This window comes from Butyrivibrio sp., from assembly GCF_015056685.1.
GTDB lineage: Bacteria > Bacillota > Clostridia > Lachnospirales > Lachnospiraceae > Butyrivibrio.
Genome location: NZ_SVFW01000009.1, coordinates 1 through 21,925 on the forward strand (window position 1 = coordinate 1; position 21,925 = coordinate 21,925).

Here is a 21,925-nt window from a genome sequence, read left to right on the forward strand (position 1 = left end):
GATTATTTCATTTCTTACCCTGTCTTTCTACTTTTCCTCGGGTAAAATATTGATTATTTCATTTCTTACCCTGTCTTCCTAGGTGGCCCGAGACTTGAAAGTGTCCTATTTACCCATTTGAACTCCATGCGGGGTGGCTGGCATCACTAAAAAGTGCTGTAAGGACAAATTATAAGAAACAAGAGGTGGCCGGAAGTTTTTTTAGCGCTATATGCCCAAATCATCCTTTTCATCTAAACATCAATGATTGTTTTATGAAAAGAAAGCATGTGTACAGAAAAAAGATGCTCGCGTCCATGTCGAAAAAGATGTACAAGACATGAATAATAGAATAAATGCCAGATATCATGCCAAACGATTCTATTCAAGGCATGAAAATCGAGAAAAATCTCTCGCAGCATGCTTCAGCCAGGTAAATCTTTATGTTTTCAATATCCCAAGTCTCCAGCTGATTCAATTACAGCCATCCCTGCTGTTCTCGGAGTCAGAGCCCGAGGCAATAACACCCAGCCACACCGCAGGTGCCTGCCATTGACGGGTTCTGAGGAAAACGCTACAATGCTGAATCCGACGGTGCGAGAAAATCTACTGTTCCCATCATCCTCACCGTCGGCATAGCCTTCAGGGCGTTTTCCTCAGGTTCAGTCAATGGTGGCGTACGGAACCAAGCATTTACCAATTTCTTAAGCTTATACATAGAATAAACAGGGGCAATGTCTCCCCTAGCTTCTACCTCACTTACGCATATACAAAAGAAGAGTATTCTGGCGTAAGCAAAACACTTTGCCAGAATACTCTCTGCTCTACTGTATCAATGATATTTTAGAAACCTCTATCTCAACTGATTCCTGTTTTCGCTATTTAGCCCGCAAAAGAATTAACAGTATTACAAGCAGGACATTTCACCTTGGTTTTTGACATATCTGCCTCAAAAACAGCCTTACATTTTATACAGGCCACCCTGACGTACTGTATTTTCTTTACTCCACCGGCTACTTCCTCTAGTTTTTCATCCTCAAGAATTTTCATTTTTCTCTCCCTCAGCATCACTATTTACATCTTCTGCATTTTCTTCGTTTTCTTTAGATTCATCAGGATTTGCAGCATCTTCATCAACGCTGTCATCTTCCTCTGATGTTTCTTTTGTTGTTTCTTTTGAAGCTTCGTCTGCAGTTTCTTCCGGCTTTTCTAAATCTCCGTTATTTTCGTCATCTAATACTATAGCATTATTTACATTTTCTTTTTCCTCTGTAATCACTTCAGTATCAGAATCGTTTGTAGTTTCTGCAGCATCTTTTGATTCAGCCACAGTCTCTACAGCCAGCTCAGCATTTACCGAATCAACAATCTCCGGCACTTCCTTATCATCCGATTCAGCCGTATTTTCATCAACTGCTTCAGATTCAGTTTTATTATCTGCAGCATTTTCTTTTCCTGTACCTGATTCTTCATCAGTAGCCGCCTCAATTTCTGTCTTAGTTCCCTCATCTGAAGATACTTCGATCTCTGTCGTTGTTTTTTCAACTATATCAGAAGTGCTCTCGTCTCCAACCTTTTTTGCATCTTCAGTTCCTTCGGCAGTTTCAACGTCATTTATTACAGATGTCCCCTGTTTATCAGCAACAGGCTCGTCTTCTACTTCGACACTTTTATTATCCAGCTGCGCATTGACAACTCCTGACTCCTTTTTTGAAGCCTCTCTTTGTCTCTCTTCTTCTACACATTTAATAGCTTCCTGTCTTACCTTTTCTGCTTCCTGCCTGCTCTTTTCCCAAGTCAAAGCATCGTCATAGGCATCTGATGGAATATAATCATAAAAATCTTCAAGGCCTTTCTTACCTGTCTCTCCCTCATTATTCAGGCTTGATGCTGATACAACATACTCATTACCATATACATCGCTAAGATAATAATCAGCAAAAAGACCTGTTGTATAAGTACTTTGTACATTAAGTTCACTACTCTTATTAATATAAACAGTTCCAAGAGAATACACATCAGGACTCTCACTTATGGAATAAAAATTATCAGCCCCGCCCAAAATTTCCAGATATGTATACTTCAGTTCTGACATGTCATGAGAATTTTTCTCTTCTCCGTCCTCAAAGTCATTATATCTTATAGGTTCGTAATTCCATTCCTTTTCACCTGCATCATTAGTTGTACAATAGCTTCTAATATACATTCTGATCGTTGAAATATAGCCCTTTGTAGCCTGATCAATTATATATTCTGTTCTTGTCTGATCACCGGCATCTATTCCGGAAGCAGCTTCTTCAGTGTACCAGTTTCCAAGAGGTATGTAGCCTACAATATTGCCATCATCCAAAACATCTGTTATATATAAGCTGACAATTTGGCCATTTAATGAATACCATATCTGGTCAAAAGCCTTTACCTTATATGAAATCTCGTCATTTTCTCCTACTTCCTTTTCTTCAGAATAGCCATTCTTATTTCCAACAGACACCCATTGAGGCTGTTCATCTGTTCCAACATTAAGTGTTATCTTAATGTCCATTCTGTCTCCGACAGCCAAAGAATTGCTGCCTTTTATTATTACTGTTGCATCCCCCTCATAATTTTCATACTGATCATTATTCTTACGATCAGGGAGTACAACTGTCACTTTATCCGCTGATAATCTATCCGCGATTATCTCACCTATGGATTTTACGATAGGATCATCGGGATTATTTATATCAATACCTGAAGCCGTTGCAACATATCTGTCATTTTTATCCTTGTTAATATAATCTGTAAAAAGATCCTTCACTGTGGGATTTACTGATTGATTCCAAAAGTTGAACAGCTTTAATCCTGCCAGATTACGAACTGCAAGCTTGGCTGCTGCCAATCTATACTCTTCGTTTATACCATTATCTGCGTAAATTTTTAGTAATTCCTGGGCTCTGTTATTATAGTAATACAATCCTTTTTCTTTGCATGGTCTCTCATAATATGCTCTGATGGGATAATATATGCTCATTCCACCATTTTGTAAATATGTTTCCTTGCACTTATTGACAAGTATGCAATCATCAAGCGCTTCTATTACTTCATTGCTGGCAGATACCAGCTCTGTTGAATAGTCCTTACTCTCGTTTGTAAAAGCGGTTGCAAGACGCCTTAAATCAAGAAGATTACTTGAACCATACCCTTCCTTGGTGGCAAAATGAGATCTTGTACCCACGGACGCCACCATATCATAATATCTTGTGTCAGCTTCCTTCATGAGACAAACTGCAAACTTAGCTACCTTTTCATCAAGATTTTTCATCTTGCCAAGGTCTACCATAGAAAGCGTAGAATTTCCCTTCTTACACTGATTTATAAAGCCGTCAATTATCGCACTTCCCAGATCTATTGTACTTACCATCGGATTAGCACCAAGAGTATTAAAGAAAACATTGTAATCCCACCCATATCCGGGCTCATTTTCTTCAGAGCCAATGTAATACTCTGCATACGGTGCAACGGTAGATGCAACCTCATAATTTCCCATTAGGCAGGCATCAAAACCGATAAAATCAAACTTTCCGCCATTTTTTACATAAGAAGAGCCTGCAAGAATCTCACTTATACTCTTAAGTGTAACAGTATTTTTTATTGTATCCTGCAATTCTTTATGTTTTTCGAGGTAGTCCCTAAGAAACTCATCCTCTCCATATCCGCCCGGTCCACCGCCATGATCCCATATCACAAGGTCATACTTTGAAGCAGGAGCATAATCTGTAGTAAAATCTATTGCTGAAATAAAGAAATCCTTATCTACAATATACTGATTATTATCATATGTTTTAAGCAGCTTTAAGGAATTAATTCCATTATTGCTCACGACCTCATATGTCTGAAGCCCACTTATATCAATGCCATATTTTTCTTTAAATTCAGCTGCTTTTTCCTTAACTTCTTTTTTCTGTTCTGTGGTCAGTTTTTCTTCATCTATGTCCGGATAAAGAAGTTTCCCTGCATATTCATAGTATGTCTTTGGATCATTCATGTGCCAGGTCTTGGTTCCGCCTGCCACTACAATAACCTTAACATTTTCCGGAATCTTTGCCCTTAACATATCCAGAAGATTCTTGGTTCCATAACCACTATCAGTCTCAAGATTAGTTCCATCAAGATAAATAAGTATTGTTCGTGTATAAAGCTCATCAGACTTATCATCGGCTTTATCAGAGTCTTCTGAATCTGAATTTCCATCACCAGACTCAGTCTGCGCATTATTTCTTATCTCTTCATTCTGCGCTCTCTGAGCCTCTACAATGCTTTCATAGAATCTGGCATAAAGAGCTCTCTCTTTATCTTCCTTTTTTGCCTGCTCAATAAATGGCTTAAGAAAGATACTAAGGCTCTCGTCTTTTGTAGAAAGGACAAGATTTTCATACTCAGCACTTCCAATACCATTCAATATACAGCTGATATTATAGGCAGAGCCTTTTTTCACCTGAACATTTACAGGTCCAAAAAGCTTATATAAATACTGAAGGCTGCCAGAAGCAAGCTTTTCATCAATTACTGAAATAGTAAGCGCTACTTTATTGCTACCTCTGCTAATGGTATAGGAATCTTTCCCATTATAAAGAACTCTTAACCCCCCAAAGCTATCTGACCGTAAAATAGCTCCAACAGGAAAAGTTCCGACTAAACTAACTACCTTTTCATCATTTGCACCGGCAACAGGAAGACTCATTGTCCCCTGCTCTACAGCCTTTGCGACAATTGAAGGTCCTCCAGGAGCAACAACATTAGTTGCAACTAATACCGCTGCCAACGCTGATGTGAAAATTTTTTTCATTCGAAATTTCATAACATCTCCCTCTCATAATGTCCTTATTCACATATTATTTTACGATTAACAGCATAGTTGCGGCAGTTAACATTCATTAAACTTTCTAAAAAAACTCTAAATAACAGTACAAAAAAACTGATGCACTTTTTAATATGCACCAGTTTTTTATTATTCGTTACCCGCAATTAAATTTCAGGCCTTCTTTTCAGTTTCCGGGAATATAATCTTATTTACAAAGAAGAATACTACCATGCTGACCCCACCGTTTAAGACTGTTGTTCCAATGTTGTAAACAAAAGCAGGTACAAACTTGCCGGCTACTGCAACCCAGATACAATTGATTGAATTAACAATGCATGTAATAACAATAAACGCTAAAACATACCATGCAATCTGCTTTCCGGGCTTATCATGATTACGGAATACAAAGAGCTTTTGAATCGGGAAGTTGATACACTCGCCTATTATCATGGCAATCATATATGCTGTAAAATACGCAAGTCCGCCATGTGCCTGGTCGTATCCTAAAATATTCCATTCAAAGGTCTCCCCAGCAATTGTAAGTGGGATTCCAGGCCAACCAAAAGACCTGTCGCCAAGAAAAGCAAATGCTGCAGGGAGAAATGTAAGTAAAAGATACTTAAACACTGTTATCAGATTACTTACAACAACAAAGAGTCCTCCCTCTCTCACCCATTTGGCTATAGCAGGGTGCTTTTGGGCAAAGTCGTTCCAAAATTTCATAATATTTCCTCCTTAAGTTAGCATTAGCTCATTTTATCTTCGCTTCATATTCTTTATTTTTCCTGCCGTTTTTAAAATACCCACTAATAATCTGTCCAAGTCCGCCAAAGAAATGACCGTTTACAAGCTTAACTATTCCCTCAGCCATTTCCATGCTTACTGCGCCGCCTGTCATCTTGGCCATAGCTCTAAATGGCATATTGTAGATAAAGAGAATATTAAGATCCGGTTTTCCTGACTCGTCAGCTTTTTTCTTTATAGCAGTAAGTCTGTTATATGCAAATCTGGCAAGAGAGCTCTTTGCATAATACATCTGACAGATAGCATCATTAAGTCCCAGTTCTCCACTCCATTTTCCATCCGGAACACTTCGTCCAAGAAGTTTTTCATATTCTGCAGTTTCTACTGACTGGATTTTACCTGAATAGTATGATGGAAGCTCCTCTTTTTTGTATGGAATGTTTTCAGTAGTCTCCGACTTAAGAACTTCACCAGTAAGCCTTATATCAGCGCTGCTTGCTCCCACTGAAATAACATATTTTCCATCCTCAACTTCCCAATTGTTTGTATTAACATTAAAGTAGCGGAAAGTTTTATCATCAAAGGCTATAGATACCTTCTTGCTCTCTCCGGCTTTCAGGAATACTTTGGCAAATCCTTTAAGTTCCTTTTTGGGCCTGAACACTTTGCCGTTTGGAAGTCCAACATAAAGCTGAGCTACTTCTGCACCATCCCGTGAACCTGAATTGGTTATAGTAAAAGATACTCCTTCTTCATTCACTTCAAGACCACTGTATTCGAATGTTGTATAGGACAAACCAAATCCAAATGGATAAAGAACAGGCACATCAGCAGTGTCATAATATCTATATCCAACATAAAGACTCTCTCTATACTCGGATGTTCTCTCCTGACTTGGATAATAGCGGTAAGCCGGAGTATCCTCAAGTCTTCTGGGAATCGTCTCAGAAAGTTTTCCTGAAGGGTTAACATCTCCCGTAAGAATATCCATAACTGCACCTGCACCGGCCTGTCCGTTGAGGTAGCAGTGTAAAAGAGCTTTGAAATAATGATGCCATGGCATCTCAATTGCAGACCCTGCACTAATAATACCAACAAGATTAGGATTGACCTGTCCAAGCTCCTGCAAAAGATTTATCTGATTCTGAGGAATTCTCATATGAGTTCTGTCCATTCCTTCAGATTCACTGTCCTCGTTAAGCCCAAAGAAATACAGTACAATGTCTGCCTTAGCAGCTATATCAAGAGCTTCCTTGCGGACTGTTGCATCTTCCTGACCATTTCTTGAGTATCCGCGGCTCATTCCTACAACCTGGAGATCATATGTGCCGATAAGCTCAGCAACAGTCTCAATCTTTGTAGGATTAACAAGTGATGAACCAGCCCCCTGATATCTTGGTACGAATGCAAAATCACCCACGATGGCAACTTTAGCTCCAGCTTTTAATGGAAGTATACCGCCTTCATTCTTCAAAAGAATTGTGCTCTCTGCTGCCGCCCTTCTTGCCACATTGTGATGAGCATTCTTATCAAACTCATCGCTCTTACCCTGAGCATTGACATAAAGAGTCATAACCGCATCCAAAAGCTCATCAACTCTTGCATCAACATCTTCTATGCTTATCTTGCCACTTTCTACTGCAGCTATAAGTTCTCTTGCTGAGTCAAGACCCGGATTTGGCATTTCAAGATTTGATCCTGCTGCCACGCCAAGGGCATGATCATTAGAAGCCCCCCAGTCTGTAATTACAATGCCATCAAATCCCCATTCTTTTCTCAAAATATCATTCAAAAGATGCTTATTCTCATTGGCATATGTTCCGTTGATCTCATTGTAGGCAGACATAATAGTCTTTGCCCCACCCTCTTTAACAGCAATTTCAAAGCCGGTAAGATAAATCTCTCTGAGTGTTCTCTCATCAACCACAGAGTTCATAGCCATACGGCGAAGTTCCTGTGAGTTTACCGCAAAATGCTTGGGACATGCATAAACGCCCTGAGACTGAATACCTCTTACGTAAGATGCTGCCATCTTACCTGCAAGGTAAGGATCTTCTGAGAAATACTCAAAGTTTCTACCGCAAAGTGGACTTCTTTTAATATTAAGTCCGGGGCCTAAAAGAACATTTACGCCCTCCGCCATTGCTTCTTCACCGAGGGTTTCTCCCAGTGTTTCCCCAAGTTCAGTATTCCAGCTATTTGCTATTGTTGCAGCTGTCGGAAAACAAGTTGCAGGAAGTGAAGCATTAAGTCCCAAATGGTCTCCTGCTCCTGCCTGCTTTCTAATGCCATGAGGTCCATCCGAACAGAAAATTGAAGGAATACCAAGCCTTTCAAAATCTCTTGTCTGCCACTCACCCTTACCACTTAAAAAAGCTGCCTTCTCTTCAATTGTCATCTTCTCAATGATATCCTGATGTTTCATGATTACCCCTTTATCTTTATATGAAGCTGGTGCCCGCTTTAATTGCGGACACCGCTCCAAAAATCAATTAATTATTCTTCTGCAGAAGCTTCTGCTTTTGTTTCTCTGTTCTTAAGGAAGTTCTTGATGAAGATTGCCATGAGGCAAACCATAAGAGCTCCAAAGATAACATCGAGAACGATCATAAGCTTCTTCCATGAAGCCATACCCATTGTAAGGTTCTCAGGTGCATAAGCACGGCTGTTTACAACTGTGTAAAGAATATTCTTTGTAGCTGTACGCATTGCCTGCTGTGCTCCGTTTGTATCTCTGAACTGTACACTGTTTGTAGCTGTAGGATAGTTTACAAGCATGCAGTCTGTACCATTTCTGATAGCCTGGTCAGATGACATGTATCCATAAACTCCAAAGTAATCTGTAAGAACGAAACCATTAAAGCCCCACTCATCTCTGAGCACTGTGTTAAGCAGTGTTGATGAGCCACCTGCCCAACGATTACCAATGTAGTTGAATGAAGACATTACTGCGCACATATCAACATTCTTTACACAGATTTCGAAAGGTCTAAGGTAAATCTCACGGATTGCCTGCTCATTGGACCATGTGCAGAGCATATCGCATCTGTTTTCTTCCTGATCGTTCATAGCGAAGTGCTTAATGTAAGCATAAACTCCGTTATCCCATGAACCCTTACAAGCTTCAGCAGCTATGTATCCTGAAAGGATACTGTCTTCTGAATAGTACTCGAAGTTACGTCCTGCAAATGCAGTTCTGTGAATGTTCATAGCTGGAGCGTACCAACCTGATACATCCATCTCATCTGCCATCTTACCGATGTAATCACCGAATGAATAAGCAAGTTCTTTGTTAAATGTAGCTGCAATTGTAACACCTACAGGGAATCCAAGTGATCCAACGCCTGTAAAGTTATTGTTGATTGAAGCAGGTCCATCACAGTCGTTTGTACGAACCTTACCGATTGAATCAACTGAGTTTGTCTGATATCCACCAAGTGAGATAAGTGCATTCATATCATCAAGAGACATGCTGTCAAGGAGTTCATCCCACTTAGGATCATCCTTTGAAAGGCCTCTTAAGTCTGCAAGCTGAAGGCTTGTTGTAGCTCCGGTTGTAACTGCAGCTGCATTTGGATCTTCATCGGCAGCTGTTGCTTCTGCTGTTAAGTAGTTGCTGATGTTATAGAAATCAGCCTTGTCTGCTGCGCTCATTTCAAAATTTGAAGGAGCCTTTGTAGCCTCTGCATAATTAGCAAATCCATCAGCTCTTGAAAGGTATGTAATATCACCTTCTGCATAATCAAATACGTTTGTAGCTGTGATAAGGTCGCTGCTACGTCCATTTGATCCATTGTATGTTACAGTCTGATCAACTGTATATGTCTTTGAATCAATAACATTATGTGAATCTGAATTGATTGAGATCACATAATCACCTTCTTCAAGAACATATGCCTTAGCGTTCTGGTAATCATAAGCTGCCATATCTTCTACGTTAAAGGAAATTGTAATAGTCTGAGATGCGCCCGGCTCAAGAAGGTCTGTCTTATCGAACTGGATAAGATTTGCTGAAGCCTTTTCAATGCCACCATTTGTGTATGGAGGATTGTAGTAAACTTCTACAACGTCCTTACCTGCAACTGAACCAGTATTTGTAACAGTAACATCAAAGCTGATTGTTCCATCTGCCTCTGTGATGTCACCCATTGTCTGTTCAAATGTTGTGTATGAGAGACCATATCCAAATGGATACTGAACCATCTCATCATAGTTGATAAGTCCCTCTGCTGCTGCAGTTTCATAGAACTTATAACCTACATAGATACCTTCGACATAGTTGATGAATGATACATAAGCTGTAGACTCAACACCTGTAAATCCTGTTGAAGTGTACTTGAACTCATCCATGTTTGTGTAGTTGAAGTCACCAAAGTTGTTCCACCAAGGTGTCTTTTCCATATCATAAACATATGTGTCGATTGTCTTAGCTGAAGGGTTAACTTCACCAGTTACGATCTCACCAACAGCCTTCATACCAACGTGACCCATGCCTGCTACCCAAAGAGCTGACTTGATCTGTGGATGATCCTCGATGAAACCAAGTTCGAATGCGTTAGCACCGTTATAAAGAAGGATAACCTTATCAAAGTTTGCACAAACAAGGTCGATCATCTCTTCCTCTCTGTTTGTGAGCTGAAGGTAATGATCACCTGCATCCCAGTCATTGCCTTCATTTAAAGAATCATCATATGTTCCTGCAGTATATGTTGTGCCATCCTGATAAGAACCATCGATAACTGCATTCATATCTGTTGGAAGGTCAGCACCTTCTCCACCTGAACGGCTGATAACGATCATAGCTGTGTCAGAAAAGCTCTTTGCGTTAGCAATCATTTCATCAGTGTAAAGAGAAACGTTTGGTTCAGGAAGTGTCCAATCCTGATTCCACATTCCAACTACAGGTCTGTCTACCTTATAGTCTGTATAGAACTGTGTAAGCTCTGTGTTTGTCTCAATTCCGGCCTGTGAAAGTGAATCAAGAAGTGAAATCTGATCATATGCGTCGTTAAGAGCGCCTGATCCTGCACCACCAAGGATAGGATTTGTTGAAGCCCATCCGAATACATTGAGCTTTGTTCCTGAAGCAACAGGAAGAGTATTATCATCGTTCTCTAAAAGAACAATACCCTCTCTTGCAATATCCTGTGCAAGAATAGTTGTCTCATCAGAAGTAGCCTTTGAAATTGTTCCGCTACCACTAACAAGGTCAAGCATTGTGCTCATAGGACCTGAACAGATCATATTCACACAAACAACAATACCTGTGAGCATAGCAACAAGTGCTGTGCCCCTAATAAGCTTTTTAAGTGGCTTATTAAGTTTCATAACCGCAATCATAAGAACAACTGCGATCGCAATGATAACACCGATAGCTATCAGATAAGATTTGATCGATGTTATGACGTTCATGACGTCATCCATGTTGATAGATAACATAATATAACCTCCCTTTTTGTAATCTGCATTTGCAACTGGTCGGATTGCAAAGCCTTTGGTCACACACGCAGCATGGTTGATCTGCGCATCAATGTACTTTAAATTTAGCACAATAAAAAAATCGTGCCGTTTTTGTCATAAACGGTACGATTTTTGTCATGAACTGTGAGCAGAATACTTGGCGAGGTATTTTCGAGCCTAGTATGAGCCATGGGTGGGCACTTGACGAGGTTTTTTCGAGTCTAGTGCAGCATCCCACATCTATCTATGTTTCTCGCTCTATCTCGAACGTAGCATTCATTCCTTCAATTATCTATCTTGCGCCATGTTTCTGGGCTTTCTCAACGTACATGTTATCATCCATGCGTTTAAAGAAGGTATCAGTAGTGTCTTTGTCCAAATCAAATAAAGTATAGCCCAGAGATAATGATAATTTATAAGGGCGATTTTCCGTTTCATTAAAGTACTTCAGCTCACCCCGAATACTTTCAATTATCTTTCTCATCTCATCATCGTTAGTGTTATTTACAAGAAGGATAAACTCATCTCCGGCAAATCGTGTTGCTATTGCCTTATCAGGTTTGCTAAAAATGATAACTCTGGCAACATCAATAAGAGCTTCATCTCCCGTAGAATGTCCATATGTATCATTGATACTTTTGAAATAATCTACGTCGATCATAATAGCTCCGACTTTAGGGTTCTTCTCTTTTAGCATCGCTTCCATCTTGTAATCCAGATAAGCTCTGTTATAAAGATTGGTCAGTATATCAATATAAGAAAATTCATTCTGAAGGGACATATAAATTGATGTCAGTCCCACAGCAAGTGATACCCAGATAAGGGATACTCCATAAAAAACCATCTGCAAAGCACAGCCTAGTACCACCGGAGTAGCCATGAGGTACAGGGGAAAGAACTTCATTTTTCCATACTGCTTCTCATAGTTTTTCAAAACTGCGTTGCTATAAATCAGATAACACAAATCTATAACATAAAAAACATAACTAAATGGAAGTCTGTGATATACATTCATATCATCAATATAAAAGATTACCGGGAAGAACATATTTATCAGAGCTATTACCACCAGGATAATTGCAGGTATAAATGCAATACTGTAAATCCTTTTCACTCTGGCCATACTATTATATAGCTTTAAATCCTCATATAAACACCATGCAGATATAAAAATAGGGTTAACAACAAAACAATAGGTATTTCCAATCAGATTGACTGTCTTCCACCAAAAACCATCTCTTCCATCTGAAAAAAAACTAAAGAAATCCACAACACACGCTATCATTGTAAGTATTGTGATTATTGAGAAAACCTTAAGTTCAAGTTTTCCATGAGATCGTCTGATTCGGCTGCTTATTAAAAGTGCAACAAGGAGCATGAAGCCCACATAATCAGAAAGCAAAGCTGCAACTATATTCATGATAAGCCTTTCCTGGGAATAAGCATTTTTACTTCAAACCAATTATCATTCAGGTCAAAATTCAATGTTCCGTTATATTTTTCCACTGTATACCTGATGCTTTTAAGACCAAAACCATGATTACCCTTGTCTGCCTTAGTAGTTACAGGGTATCCATTCTTTATTTCTATATTATTTTCGCAATAATTATCTATCTGGATCAGAACAAAACCCTTTTTGGGAGATATTGCCAGGTGAATAAGCCTCTTTTCCGGATCCTCAATAAGAGACACGCTCTCTATTGCATTATCCAGCGCATTACCAAAGATAGTACAGATATCTGAAACGTGCATGAAATCAAGGATATTACCGTCAGCCACACATGTCAGCTTAATTTTGTTGGCTCTGCAGTTCATCATTTTTCCTGCTATAAGTGTATCCAGAACACTGTTTCCGGTCTGCATTTCAGGGCTAAAAGACTCAAGCTCCTGCTCCAGAGAATCGATCCACTGAGTTCTCTCCTCATCACTCATCTCAGCCCTTAGTCCCGCAATCTGATGCTTTAGATCATGATACTTCATATTGATCATATCAAAAGTAGTCTGATAACCTCTGTACTTGTCATATTGGGCTTTTAGCATCGTATGGATATTTCTAAGTTCTTTTTCAGCAAGAAGCTCACAAATCCTGCTTTGATACACATATAATATCATTATGCCTGCTATATCAACAAGAGTCCTGATATAGAAAACATCTGCAGTTACCCCCGCAGAAAAAGGCGTGTTCTGCACGATAAAACTAAGATTACTGAAGGCAAATACTGCCGCAGCAATAGCCACAGCTGCCAATAATTCATGGAAATTGACATCAAACTGTGATACGCCTCTGGTTATGCTGATTTCCATATAATGAGCCCAGGTGAAAACAAGCAAATAGACTGCTACCAAAATAACAATCTGAACCACTTCAGAATCAGTTTTTAGCAAAAAGAAACACGCAAGCTGCCACTCAAGTGAAGCTGCCAACTCCGCCAAAAGAAATGCCCTGGAGCAATAATAGCCAATAACATTTATGCTGCTATCGCAGACAAGATACATAAACAGATACATAAAAGCCACTGCAATAAGCATGCATGGAATCCAAAAAACCACAGGAAGATTTTTAGTATAAACCAAAAAAACGCTCTGAATTAAAAGGGCGACAACAGCATATAAAGTAAATCTTTCATTCTTAACTTTTCTTTTTAAAACAAGGCAATAAGTCATGCACGCAAGCCACTCAGCAAGTGCTGTATATAGCCTTGGTATATCCTGATAGATATTTTCCATGGTATTCCTCATGACATAAACTCGGTCAATGCCGTCATAAAGTCATTTTTCCTGGCTCTGCTTATAAGAAGCTGCTTTCCAGCGATGATGCAGCACCCATTCTCAACTCCGTCAACATATTTAAGATTAACAAGATAACCTTTATTGGACCTAAAAAAATTATAAGGAGAGAGCTGATTTTCAAAGTCTCCTATTTTTGCTCTTATCTTAAATTCTCCGCCGCTTGTATAAAATACCAGATTATGCCCTTCACTTTCTATGTAAAAGACATTATCAATATCAAGCTTCTTTATTCCGGAAGGAAGCTCAATAGAAATTGTCTTGGAACTTCCCTTTTTCATTCTGGCTATTGCTCTTCCAAGCTTCTGGGAAAAAGCAAAATAACTTACAGGCTTAAGGACATAGTCAAGGGCATCAACCTGATAACCTCTGATGGCATAGTTTGTCATATTGGTAATAAACATGATCACCACTTCCTGATCAAGCTTTCTGATCTCTTCTGCAGCAGTCATGCCGTCCATGAGCTTCATCTCTATGTCCATAAGTATGATATCAAACTGTCCCTTGTAGCCGTTAGTTATCTCGTCTCCGTCTTTAAAGCGGGTTATCCTAAAAGAGCTGCCGCTTTCAGCTTCATACTTATTAATATATTCAGTTAGCTGTGAGGCATATGAATCCTCATCCTCTACGATTGCTATATTAATCATCTTTCCGGCTCCTGTATATGGATAATTATACAAGATATAAATGCAAAAAGAAAATGCCCTTGAAACAGGACATTTCTCTAAATATGCGATTTACTATTTAAAAAATGGATGATGGCAAAATATCCCATCATCCATTTTTCCTGACTTCCCATCCTACAAGCTTTCTCTTACCTGAATCAAAAGAAACTCCTATCTTGATAATTTCTCTTGAATCAGCCACGAAAGGTAGAGCATAGTCATTTGTATCAATCTGCTTAAGCGCATCTTTAGCAGATTCATCCCTTTTAAATTCAAACAGATACACAAACTTACCAGTTTCAACTTTACAGTCTATACGTCCGGTATAGGTGTGCATTTCACATATAGCAAATTTCCCCAGCAGAGTAAAGACAAGATAAATAACAGCTTGGAAATAATGTTCAAAAGGATCATTATGAATAGTATAAGTTATATTTGCAAATAATGCAGAAAGAACATTTTTTATATCATCCAATCGACCATTCTCAATATATTCATCAAGAGTAAATATGTCGAGACCATTACCTGAAGTTGCTTTACTCACAAAAGAAGGTAATAAGCTCTCAAGAAAACCATACTTGACTTCATCATTAGGAAAACGTAGTGTATAACGGTCTCTGCGTCTATCATAATCAACTATTGTCAAATATCCAGTCTGATACAAAAGCGGAACAAGATCAAGTGTATCTCCTGTGTAGTCCTTGAGAATAGCATCGCTTGCATATATGGTATTATTAGTAAACTTTCTCAAATCGAACTGATTTTCTTTAATTTTATTAATTAAAAACGAAGGCGTACCGGTTTCGAACCAATACGATCCAAATTCTTTTGAAAAGAATGCTTTCAAAATACTGTAAGGATTATATACTCCCTCTCCGTCTTGATGAAAACGATAACCATCATAGCGTGATTTTAGTTCTCTTAAACATTCATCTTTAGATATATTCTGTTGTCTTGAAAGGTCATTTATCTCTTGCTCAAAATTGATTTTCAGTTCATCCTCTGTAATCCCGCATAATCCTGAATAGTCCCTGTCAAGCGATATATCCGTAAGTTGATTAAGATCACTAAAAATACTTACTTTATGAAACTTAGATACCCCTGTAATAAAAATAAATTGAATAGACTCATCCGCTTTTTTTAAGCGACTAAAAAAGCCCTTAAACACTTCCTTTATATGAGAATGAATCTCTGAATCATCAATAGTATCTAAAAGCGGCTTATCATATTCATCAATAAGTACAACACTTCTAAGTCCTGATTTTTGTGAAGCAATCTCAAGAAGTTTTTGAAACCTATCCCCGAGGGTTCTGTCTTTATACTGGTTACCATAAATCATCTCCCAATCAGACAGCATTCCATCCAATACCGTCTCAATAGGAGTATTCCGATAATTGTCTCCATTAAAATCAAAATAGAATACCGGATATGTCTTCCATGCATCTTTATTGTTTTTTTCCAAATCTACTATTTTGAGTCCCTCGAATAGTTCTTTCTTGCCTTCCCAATACGCTTTAAAAGTCGATAACAAAAGACTTTTTCCAAAGCGCCTTGGTCTACTCAAAAAATAAGGAACATTGTTGTGAACAAGCCTATACACATATTCTGTTTTATCTACATAGAAAAAATTATCTGTTCTTATCTTCTCAAAACCCTGTATCCCTACCGGAAGTTTTCTATCCAACTTTTTCTCCTTTGTAAGCGAACATTCTCTCACATTTCTGAACAAATTCTATTGATAATTATAGCGCTATGCCGCCAACGCTGCTACTCATTTTTACTTTCTCGTAATTCCAAAAAATCATCCGAAGTTTGAGCATTTTTCTCGGTTAACTCATTCATGGGAGCACCTATTTGATTACTCATATACTCGTCAACCATTTTTTTCATATCTTCCTCACTCATATCTTCAGAAATATTTTTTGCCATAAACTCATGTAATCACTTAAACATTTTTTCTGTTTCTCTGCTCATATTTTTAGCTCCCATATAGTATTTTAAGTTCATTTACAAATATGAGAATATCATAGAAACAGAGCTGATGCTATACAATATATCAATTTGTTTTTAAGTGAAAATCATAAGCCCTACTCTACAGATTTTGGCATAACGTTTCTTGCATAGCACTACATATGACTGAAGGAGCAGCGCATGGCTGCTTCTTTTTTTTGGCAAAAAGCCGTTTCCGCTTATTGGGGTTTGTTATAAATTCTACTAAGTGCCTGTCATCCTTCTCATCTATACAACGGTTTTTTGAAAGAATGTGCCGATATGACACCGGAGAAACTTAATACATGGTCCTCAATAGAAGACAGAGAAATTATCTACTACTATCATCATCTAAAAGGCCAATCAAAGCGCCTTTTGAACTATGTTCTCAGAGTAATGTGTTTAAAAGATTCATCTGATTATGAATAAAGGGGCTGTGAAAAAATGAGAAATCATTTTTTCCAGCTCCCTTTTATTGCTATTTTTTATGCGGGACTATTCCTTTTATTTTTGAAACTAAATATCCAGTATTTCGGAAAAAAAACTAATTTTAAACTCTGCTTCGTAGCACTCCGCGGCAGGGCCTATTCCGACACTGTGAAACCCCGCTGCATTTGCCGCGTTTATACCCGAGATTGCATCTTCTATCACAAGGCACTCCTCGTTTTTAAGCCCAAGAATTCCCGCAGCCTTGATGAACACCTCAGGGTCGGGCTTAGACCTGGAGATCATGTTGCCGTCGCTGATACCGTCAAAGGCATCAGTAAGGGCTGTCCTCTCCAGGATGAACCGGGTATTCTTTGAGGAAGAGCCAATGGCAAGGCCATATCCTCTTTCCTTAAGCTCCCTTAAGGTGCTTCTTACCTCCTCAGTGACATCCCCGGGGCCCATATTCTTCAGAAGTTCTCTGTAGATATTGTTCTTTTTTTCCATGAGAGCAGCCTTTTCCTCAGGGCTGTATACAGCTGCTGCCCTCTCAAGTATGATCTCAAGGCTTTCTGCCCTTGAGACTCCACGGAGTCTTTCATTTATCTTTCTGTCAAAATATATCCCCTCATCGTCCGCGATGGATTTCCACGCCTGATAGTGATACTCATCGGTGCTGCAGATGACTCCGTCCAGGTCAAAGATTATCCCTTTTATATTCATCTTGCCCATCCTTTCTCCCTCTCTTTATATGTAATCCTTTCCGCAGAAGGGATCTATGGGGCTTACTCCCTCAAACTTCGATCTTCCCATGAGTTTTTCAATCACAGCATTGCAGAAGTCTTCATTACCGCTGTAAGCATTGATATAAGTTCCGATCATGGGTGCATCAAAAAGATGATAGGGGTATGCAGTGGAGACCATTATCATCGGTATCTCTTTTGCATGCCAGGGAGCATCATCACCGAGGCCAAAGAGCACATTCCAGTTAAGACGCAGGGTGGTGTTATTGGATGCATTCTCCATGTTGCAGACATAGATATACAGATCGTAATCCTTCTTCATCTCGGAAACGCTTCTGTACATTTCATTCAAAAGAGCCTTCTTCTTGTCCGGGAGGTTTTCAACATCCATAAAATCCATGGGCGTTATCCGCGTTCTCCTGTCCCTTACGGTAACTTCGAACCCTTCCTTCTCAAGCTTTTCCTTCCACATCAGCGCAAAATCGCTGCAGGGATCCATCTCTCTGTCTATAACATTAAGGTATATCCTCTTATACTTACCCGGATTTACAGGCAAAAGAGCCTTCTCATCCCTGACAAGGGTGATGGCCTTATCGGCAACCTCTTTTGCAAAGGCTCTATGCTCACTGCAGCCAACAATGTCTATGGCATCCTCCGGGGGAACAAGTCTTCCTTCCCTCTGCTTTACATGAAGCCCCAGTGAGGCCTTTGTGGCAAGGATGCGAAGAACCGCCTCATCAAGGCGCTCATTTGTAAGAAGACCGCTTTTCAGTCCATCTTTCAAAAAGCCGATATCCTCGGAAAGATCCTTGTTAAAGAGGATCATATCGCAGCCGCTCATAATTGCCGTAGGGATGGCCCTGCTCCTTGGCATTGCCGAGGTAAAGCCCACCATCGGGGTCGCATCAGTGATGATAAGACCGTTAAAGCCAAGTTTTCCTCTAAGCAGTCCCTGCAGGAGCTCCTTAGAAAGAGAGGCGGGGCGGAGCATCTCCTCTTTTGTGGCATTCCTGTTAATCTCCTTTACATAGGCAGGCTGAGCGATATGTCCAACCATCACGGTCTTTGCTCCCTTGCCTATAAGCGATCCGTAGATATAGCCAAAGCTTTCGTCCCACTCCCTGACGCCAAGTGAGTTAACACTTGTAACGATGTGCTGGTCCCTCTCATCTATGCCGTCTCCGGGAAAGTGCTTGATTGATACCGCTACGCCGCATTCATCGGCTCCATCCATGTATCTTGAGGCAAAGGCTTCGATTTTCTTCGGGTCATCTCCGAAGGTCCTTACATTGGTTATGGGATTGTGAAATTCCCTGTTGATATCCACGATAGGGGCAAAGGACCAGTTAAGCCCAAGCGCTGCGCCTTCTTTGCAGGCAACATATCCCATCCGGTATCCGTTTTCCGGATCGTTTGTTGCAGCTACCGCCATTGGTTTTCCAAAACTCGTCCCCTCAAAGGAGAGTCCGTCTCCTCCGGCCTCTGTATTGGCAGCGATAAGAAGAGGAATCCTGGCCATGTCCTGTATCTTCCTGTGGGTGGCTCTCAGTTCTTTTGCCGGGCCGCTTCTGTACATCATTCCTCCCACAGCTGCGCCTTCAACTATGCCCCGAAGAACATTATCGTCATTGGAAAATCCCATGGGGCAGAATACCTGCCCACACTTCTCATCTTCCGTCATTGAGGCAAAGGTATCCTCTACCCACTTTATCGCCTCATCATCAAGGCAGAACGGTTTTGCTTTATAATCAATCTTTATGCTCATTTACGGTTCATCCTTCGTATCATTAAAATAGGTTCTCAGAAAATATGCCGGTCCGCAGCTCCATGCATGGCAATAGCTGTTCACAATGGTCCCACCGTAGGGCGACTCGTTGGGATTTTCCGGATTGTACAGTTCCCAGAAGGTATCGGCGGAATTTGCCACCATTCCTCCCCAGTACTTTGACATTTTCCTGTGAGCCACATCTTTTTTTCCAATTTTAATAAGCGCATCTATGTAGTTATGGTACATGTAGGGAGTCACCATGGTCACTGCTTCAGGGCAGGCCTCCATTCTGTCAAAGAGCCGCTCTGCAGCCTTTCCCTCCATTGCTCCTCCAAGCACCATCCATATCTGCGAGGCAAAAGAGATCTGGCTTTTTGCTCCGCTTACATAGAGCTTCTTCTCAACATCATAAAGGAATCTGTTGGAAGCTTCCTTGAGCTTGAGATAAAGCTGCGCATATTCCTCCTCCGCAAGAACGTCTCCGACGCACTGGGCAAGCTCGATGGCTGCCTCAAGGGCATACATGAAGATTCCCTGAGCGGAGGCCTGTTTGTTGAGGGCAAGATTCCAGTCCACAAAACACCAGCCAAGAACATCCGAGTCCCTTACCACATGCCGCTCATCGAGGCTGTTACTTGCCAGCTGGATCTGTCTTTTGCAGACGTCGAAAAGGTCCAGCACGGCTTTTTTATCCCCGGTCCTTTTGTAGTAATCCCGAAGTATCACAATAAAGAACAGGGAATAGTCAAACATATTCGTGTCATCAACTTCAGGCTTCGGATCAAGGAAGATACAGGCTCCCACCCGTCCGTCTTCCTGGGTCAGAGCCCCGAACAGATAAAGATTTGACTTTACCATGTCATTCATGTTATAGGTGACATAGTTCACCAGAGCCTGAATTCGCAGGTCTCCGATCCAAAGCCTTCTGTCCCTTTTGGGTCCATCCTCAAAGACCGTCTGCATACAGTCATGGAGTGTTTTTACAGCCACCCTGTCAATCTCCCTGTCCAGCTCATTACTGCTGTAGTAGGGCAAAAGAGCTTCATCCGGGGCAGAGGATACTGCTGTGAGGGATGCATCATTTACCCTTAAGGAGAATTTGGAGCTGATATCAACCACCTCTATCCTCACGTATCTGAAGGAGTATCTCCTGTCCAGTTCCACAACAGACGGCACTATGTCCACATGGATAAGCTCCTCCTCAATCCAGGCCGGTGAGACCCAGCCCTTATATTCTGAGGCATCCTCAAAAAGCTCAATCTCTCTTTCCGCAAAACGGATTCTCAGAAGAACCGGTGAATCGGGGTGTGCCCCCTCATAGCCAAGGTCCAGGGACAGGTACCCCACATAGTGGTCCTCAAAATCCAGGATGATGGAGTCGTCTTTTTTCAGTGCGATAGACTCATATGCCGGACGGGGATCTCTTTTTATGACATCCCCATCCTTCTTTAAGTCAATACACTTGCATTCGTTTATCTTATTTTTCTTTATTTCAGGGAAAAGAGCTGTCGCTTCCCGTAATAATTTTTCGTTATACATGTGCAAATATTCTCTTGATCAAATGATTATTGTTTAAATAGATTAAGAAGATCACCAGCAGTACTGCGTTTATGATCGACTGAGTTGTGGCATTTATCTGGTTTGAGAAAACCGCAAAGGTGGAATTCAGAAGGGACATACACAGGGCAGAGAGCAGAAAGCCCACCTTCTCGTTTCCGAACCTTCCGATATAGCCTGCAATGAACATCGGAAGGAAGGCCGTGAACATAATGGCTATACTTCCGAAATTCAGCTGTCCTCCGTTTATAGTGGTATTTCTTGCAGCATTCAGCATACCCACAAGTCCCATAAGGCCGCCGCAGATCGTGTAACAGATAAGGGCGTTTTTAACCTCATTGATACCGGTGGCTACAGCTACCTTCTGCCCTGACTTAAGGGCGTTGTAATCATAGCCGAAGGAGGTCCGCTCAAAGACAATGATCATAAAGATAAGAACCGCCGCAATGATAACAGCTGCGTAAAGCCAGGTTCCAACAAAGCCTGACATGGATCTGTTCTGAACCTCACTCATAAGGTATTTGCCGCCTGTTATGGTATACATTATTCCCTCGTATACCAGGGTCACACCAAGAGAGACGATAATGGGCGGAAGCCTCAAAGCGCAGTACACAGCTCCCGATATAAGTCCCAGCAGTGCTCCCGCAAGAACCGTTATTATCAGCATAAGAAGTGCAGAACCAGAGCCCCCTTTAAGAAAACCGTATGTGATCTTCGCACCTATCACAGATGAAAGTCCTGCCATTGCCCCCAGGGAAAAATCAAATCTTCCGCTGTTTAAGTTTATGGAGAGCGCCATGGTGGTGATCATAACGATGGCTGTATACACCACAAAGTTATCAAAGCTCTTTGCTCCCGATATGATGGTCTGCCCGTTTGCAAGGCAGATTCCTTCCAATACCACTGCCACAGCCGCAGGGATTGCCAATGTCTTTAAAATCTTCTTAAGGGTGCTCATGAACTGCCT

At 40.6% G+C, this 21,925-nt stretch carries 15 protein-coding genes; 1 reads left to right on the forward strand and 14 read right to left on the reverse strand.

Translation table 11 applies throughout. The features are described from left to right. Positions 1-861: 861 nt before the first annotated feature. The 10 genes from E7303_RS04595 to E7303_RS04640 form a co-directional block, all read right to left on the reverse strand. Complete coding sequence (locus E7303_RS04595; RefSeq protein WP_022775360.1) at positions 862-1,029, reverse strand: hypothetical protein; 168 nt, start codon at positions 1,027-1,029, stop codon at positions 862-864. Further along, on the reverse strand, positions 1,016-4,816 hold the full coding sequence (locus E7303_RS04600) for a clostripain-related cysteine peptidase (protein WP_292144058.1): 3,801 nt from the start codon (positions 4,814-4,816) through the stop codon (positions 1,016-1,018). Before E7303_RS04600 ends, E7303_RS04595 begins: the two co-directional genes overlap by 14 nt. Before the next feature lie 174 nt (positions 4,817-4,990). After that, positions 4,991-5,542 carry a GtrA family protein gene (locus E7303_RS04605; protein WP_292144059.1) on the reverse strand — a complete coding sequence of 184 codons (552 nt, stop codon included), beginning with the start codon at positions 5,540-5,542 and terminating at the stop codon, positions 4,991-4,993. Between the two features lie 28 nt (positions 5,543-5,570). Then, positions 5,571-7,988 (reverse strand): glycoside hydrolase family 3 C-terminal domain-containing protein, encoded by a 2,418-nt coding sequence (locus E7303_RS04610; protein ID WP_292144060.1) that lies wholly within the window; start codon positions 7,986-7,988, stop codon positions 5,571-5,573. A 71-nt stretch (positions 7,989-8,059) separates the two neighbouring features. Further along, on the reverse strand, positions 8,060-11,002 hold the full coding sequence (locus tag E7303_RS04615; protein WP_292144061.1) for a glycoside hydrolase family 3 N-terminal domain-containing protein: 2,943 nt from the start codon (positions 11,000-11,002) through the stop codon (positions 8,060-8,062). A 313-nt stretch (positions 11,003-11,315) separates the two neighbouring features. Continuing rightward, on the reverse strand, positions 11,316-12,443 hold the full coding sequence (locus tag E7303_RS04620; protein ID WP_292144062.1) for a GGDEF domain-containing protein: 1,128 nt from the start codon (positions 12,441-12,443) through the stop codon (positions 11,316-11,318). Then, the gene (locus E7303_RS04625) at positions 12,440-13,750 is read right to left on the reverse strand and encodes an ATP-binding protein (RefSeq protein ID WP_292144063.1); all 1,311 of its coding nucleotides are present in this window, start codon (positions 13,748-13,750) and stop codon (positions 12,440-12,442) included. Before E7303_RS04625 ends, E7303_RS04620 begins: the two co-directional genes overlap by 4 nt. A gap of 8 nt (positions 13,751-13,758) precedes the next feature. Beyond that, positions 13,759-14,457 (reverse strand): LytR/AlgR family response regulator transcription factor, encoded by a 699-nt coding sequence (locus E7303_RS04630; protein WP_292144064.1) that lies wholly within the window; start codon positions 14,455-14,457, stop codon positions 13,759-13,761. A 127-nt stretch (positions 14,458-14,584) separates the two neighbouring features. Then, on the reverse strand, positions 14,585-16,159 hold the full coding sequence (locus E7303_RS04635; RefSeq protein WP_292144065.1) for an ATP-binding protein: 1,575 nt from the start codon (positions 16,157-16,159) through the stop codon (positions 14,585-14,587). Between the two features lie 83 nt (positions 16,160-16,242). Then, positions 16,243-16,404, reverse strand: a complete 162-nt coding sequence (locus E7303_RS04640) for a hypothetical protein (RefSeq protein WP_292144066.1) — start codon at positions 16,402-16,404, stop codon at positions 16,243-16,245. A 342-nt stretch (positions 16,405-16,746) separates the two neighbouring features. On the opposite strand from E7303_RS04640, the gene E7303_RS04645 reads away from it, so the two are divergent. Further along, positions 16,747-16,893 (forward strand): hypothetical protein, encoded by a 147-nt coding sequence (locus tag E7303_RS04645; RefSeq protein ID WP_292144067.1) that lies wholly within the window; start codon positions 16,747-16,749, stop codon positions 16,891-16,893. A gap of 87 nt (positions 16,894-16,980) precedes the next feature. Here E7303_RS04645 and pgmB read toward each other — a convergent pair whose 3' ends face one another. From pgmB to E7303_RS04665, 4 genes are read right to left on the reverse strand one after another with little or no spacing between them, the layout of a single operon-like run. Next, complete coding sequence (gene pgmB / locus E7303_RS04650) at positions 16,981-17,622, reverse strand: beta-phosphoglucomutase (protein WP_330601619.1); 642 nt, start codon at positions 17,620-17,622, stop codon at positions 16,981-16,983. Between the two features lie 15 nt (positions 17,623-17,637). After that, on the reverse strand, positions 17,638-19,398 hold the full coding sequence (locus E7303_RS04655) for a glycoside hydrolase family 3 protein (RefSeq protein WP_292144068.1): 1,761 nt from the start codon (positions 19,396-19,398) through the stop codon (positions 17,638-17,640). Then, positions 19,399-20,940, reverse strand: a complete 1,542-nt coding sequence (locus tag E7303_RS04660; RefSeq protein WP_292144069.1) for an alpha-L-rhamnosidase-related protein — start codon at positions 20,938-20,940, stop codon at positions 19,399-19,401. It abuts the gene before it with no gap. Next, positions 20,933-21,916: an ABC transporter permease gene (locus E7303_RS04665; protein WP_073385464.1), complete on the reverse strand. Its 984-nt coding sequence runs from the start codon at positions 21,914-21,916 to the stop codon at positions 20,933-20,935. Before E7303_RS04665 ends, E7303_RS04660 begins: the two co-directional genes overlap by 8 nt. Between the last annotated feature and the right edge of the window lie 9 nt (positions 21,917-21,925).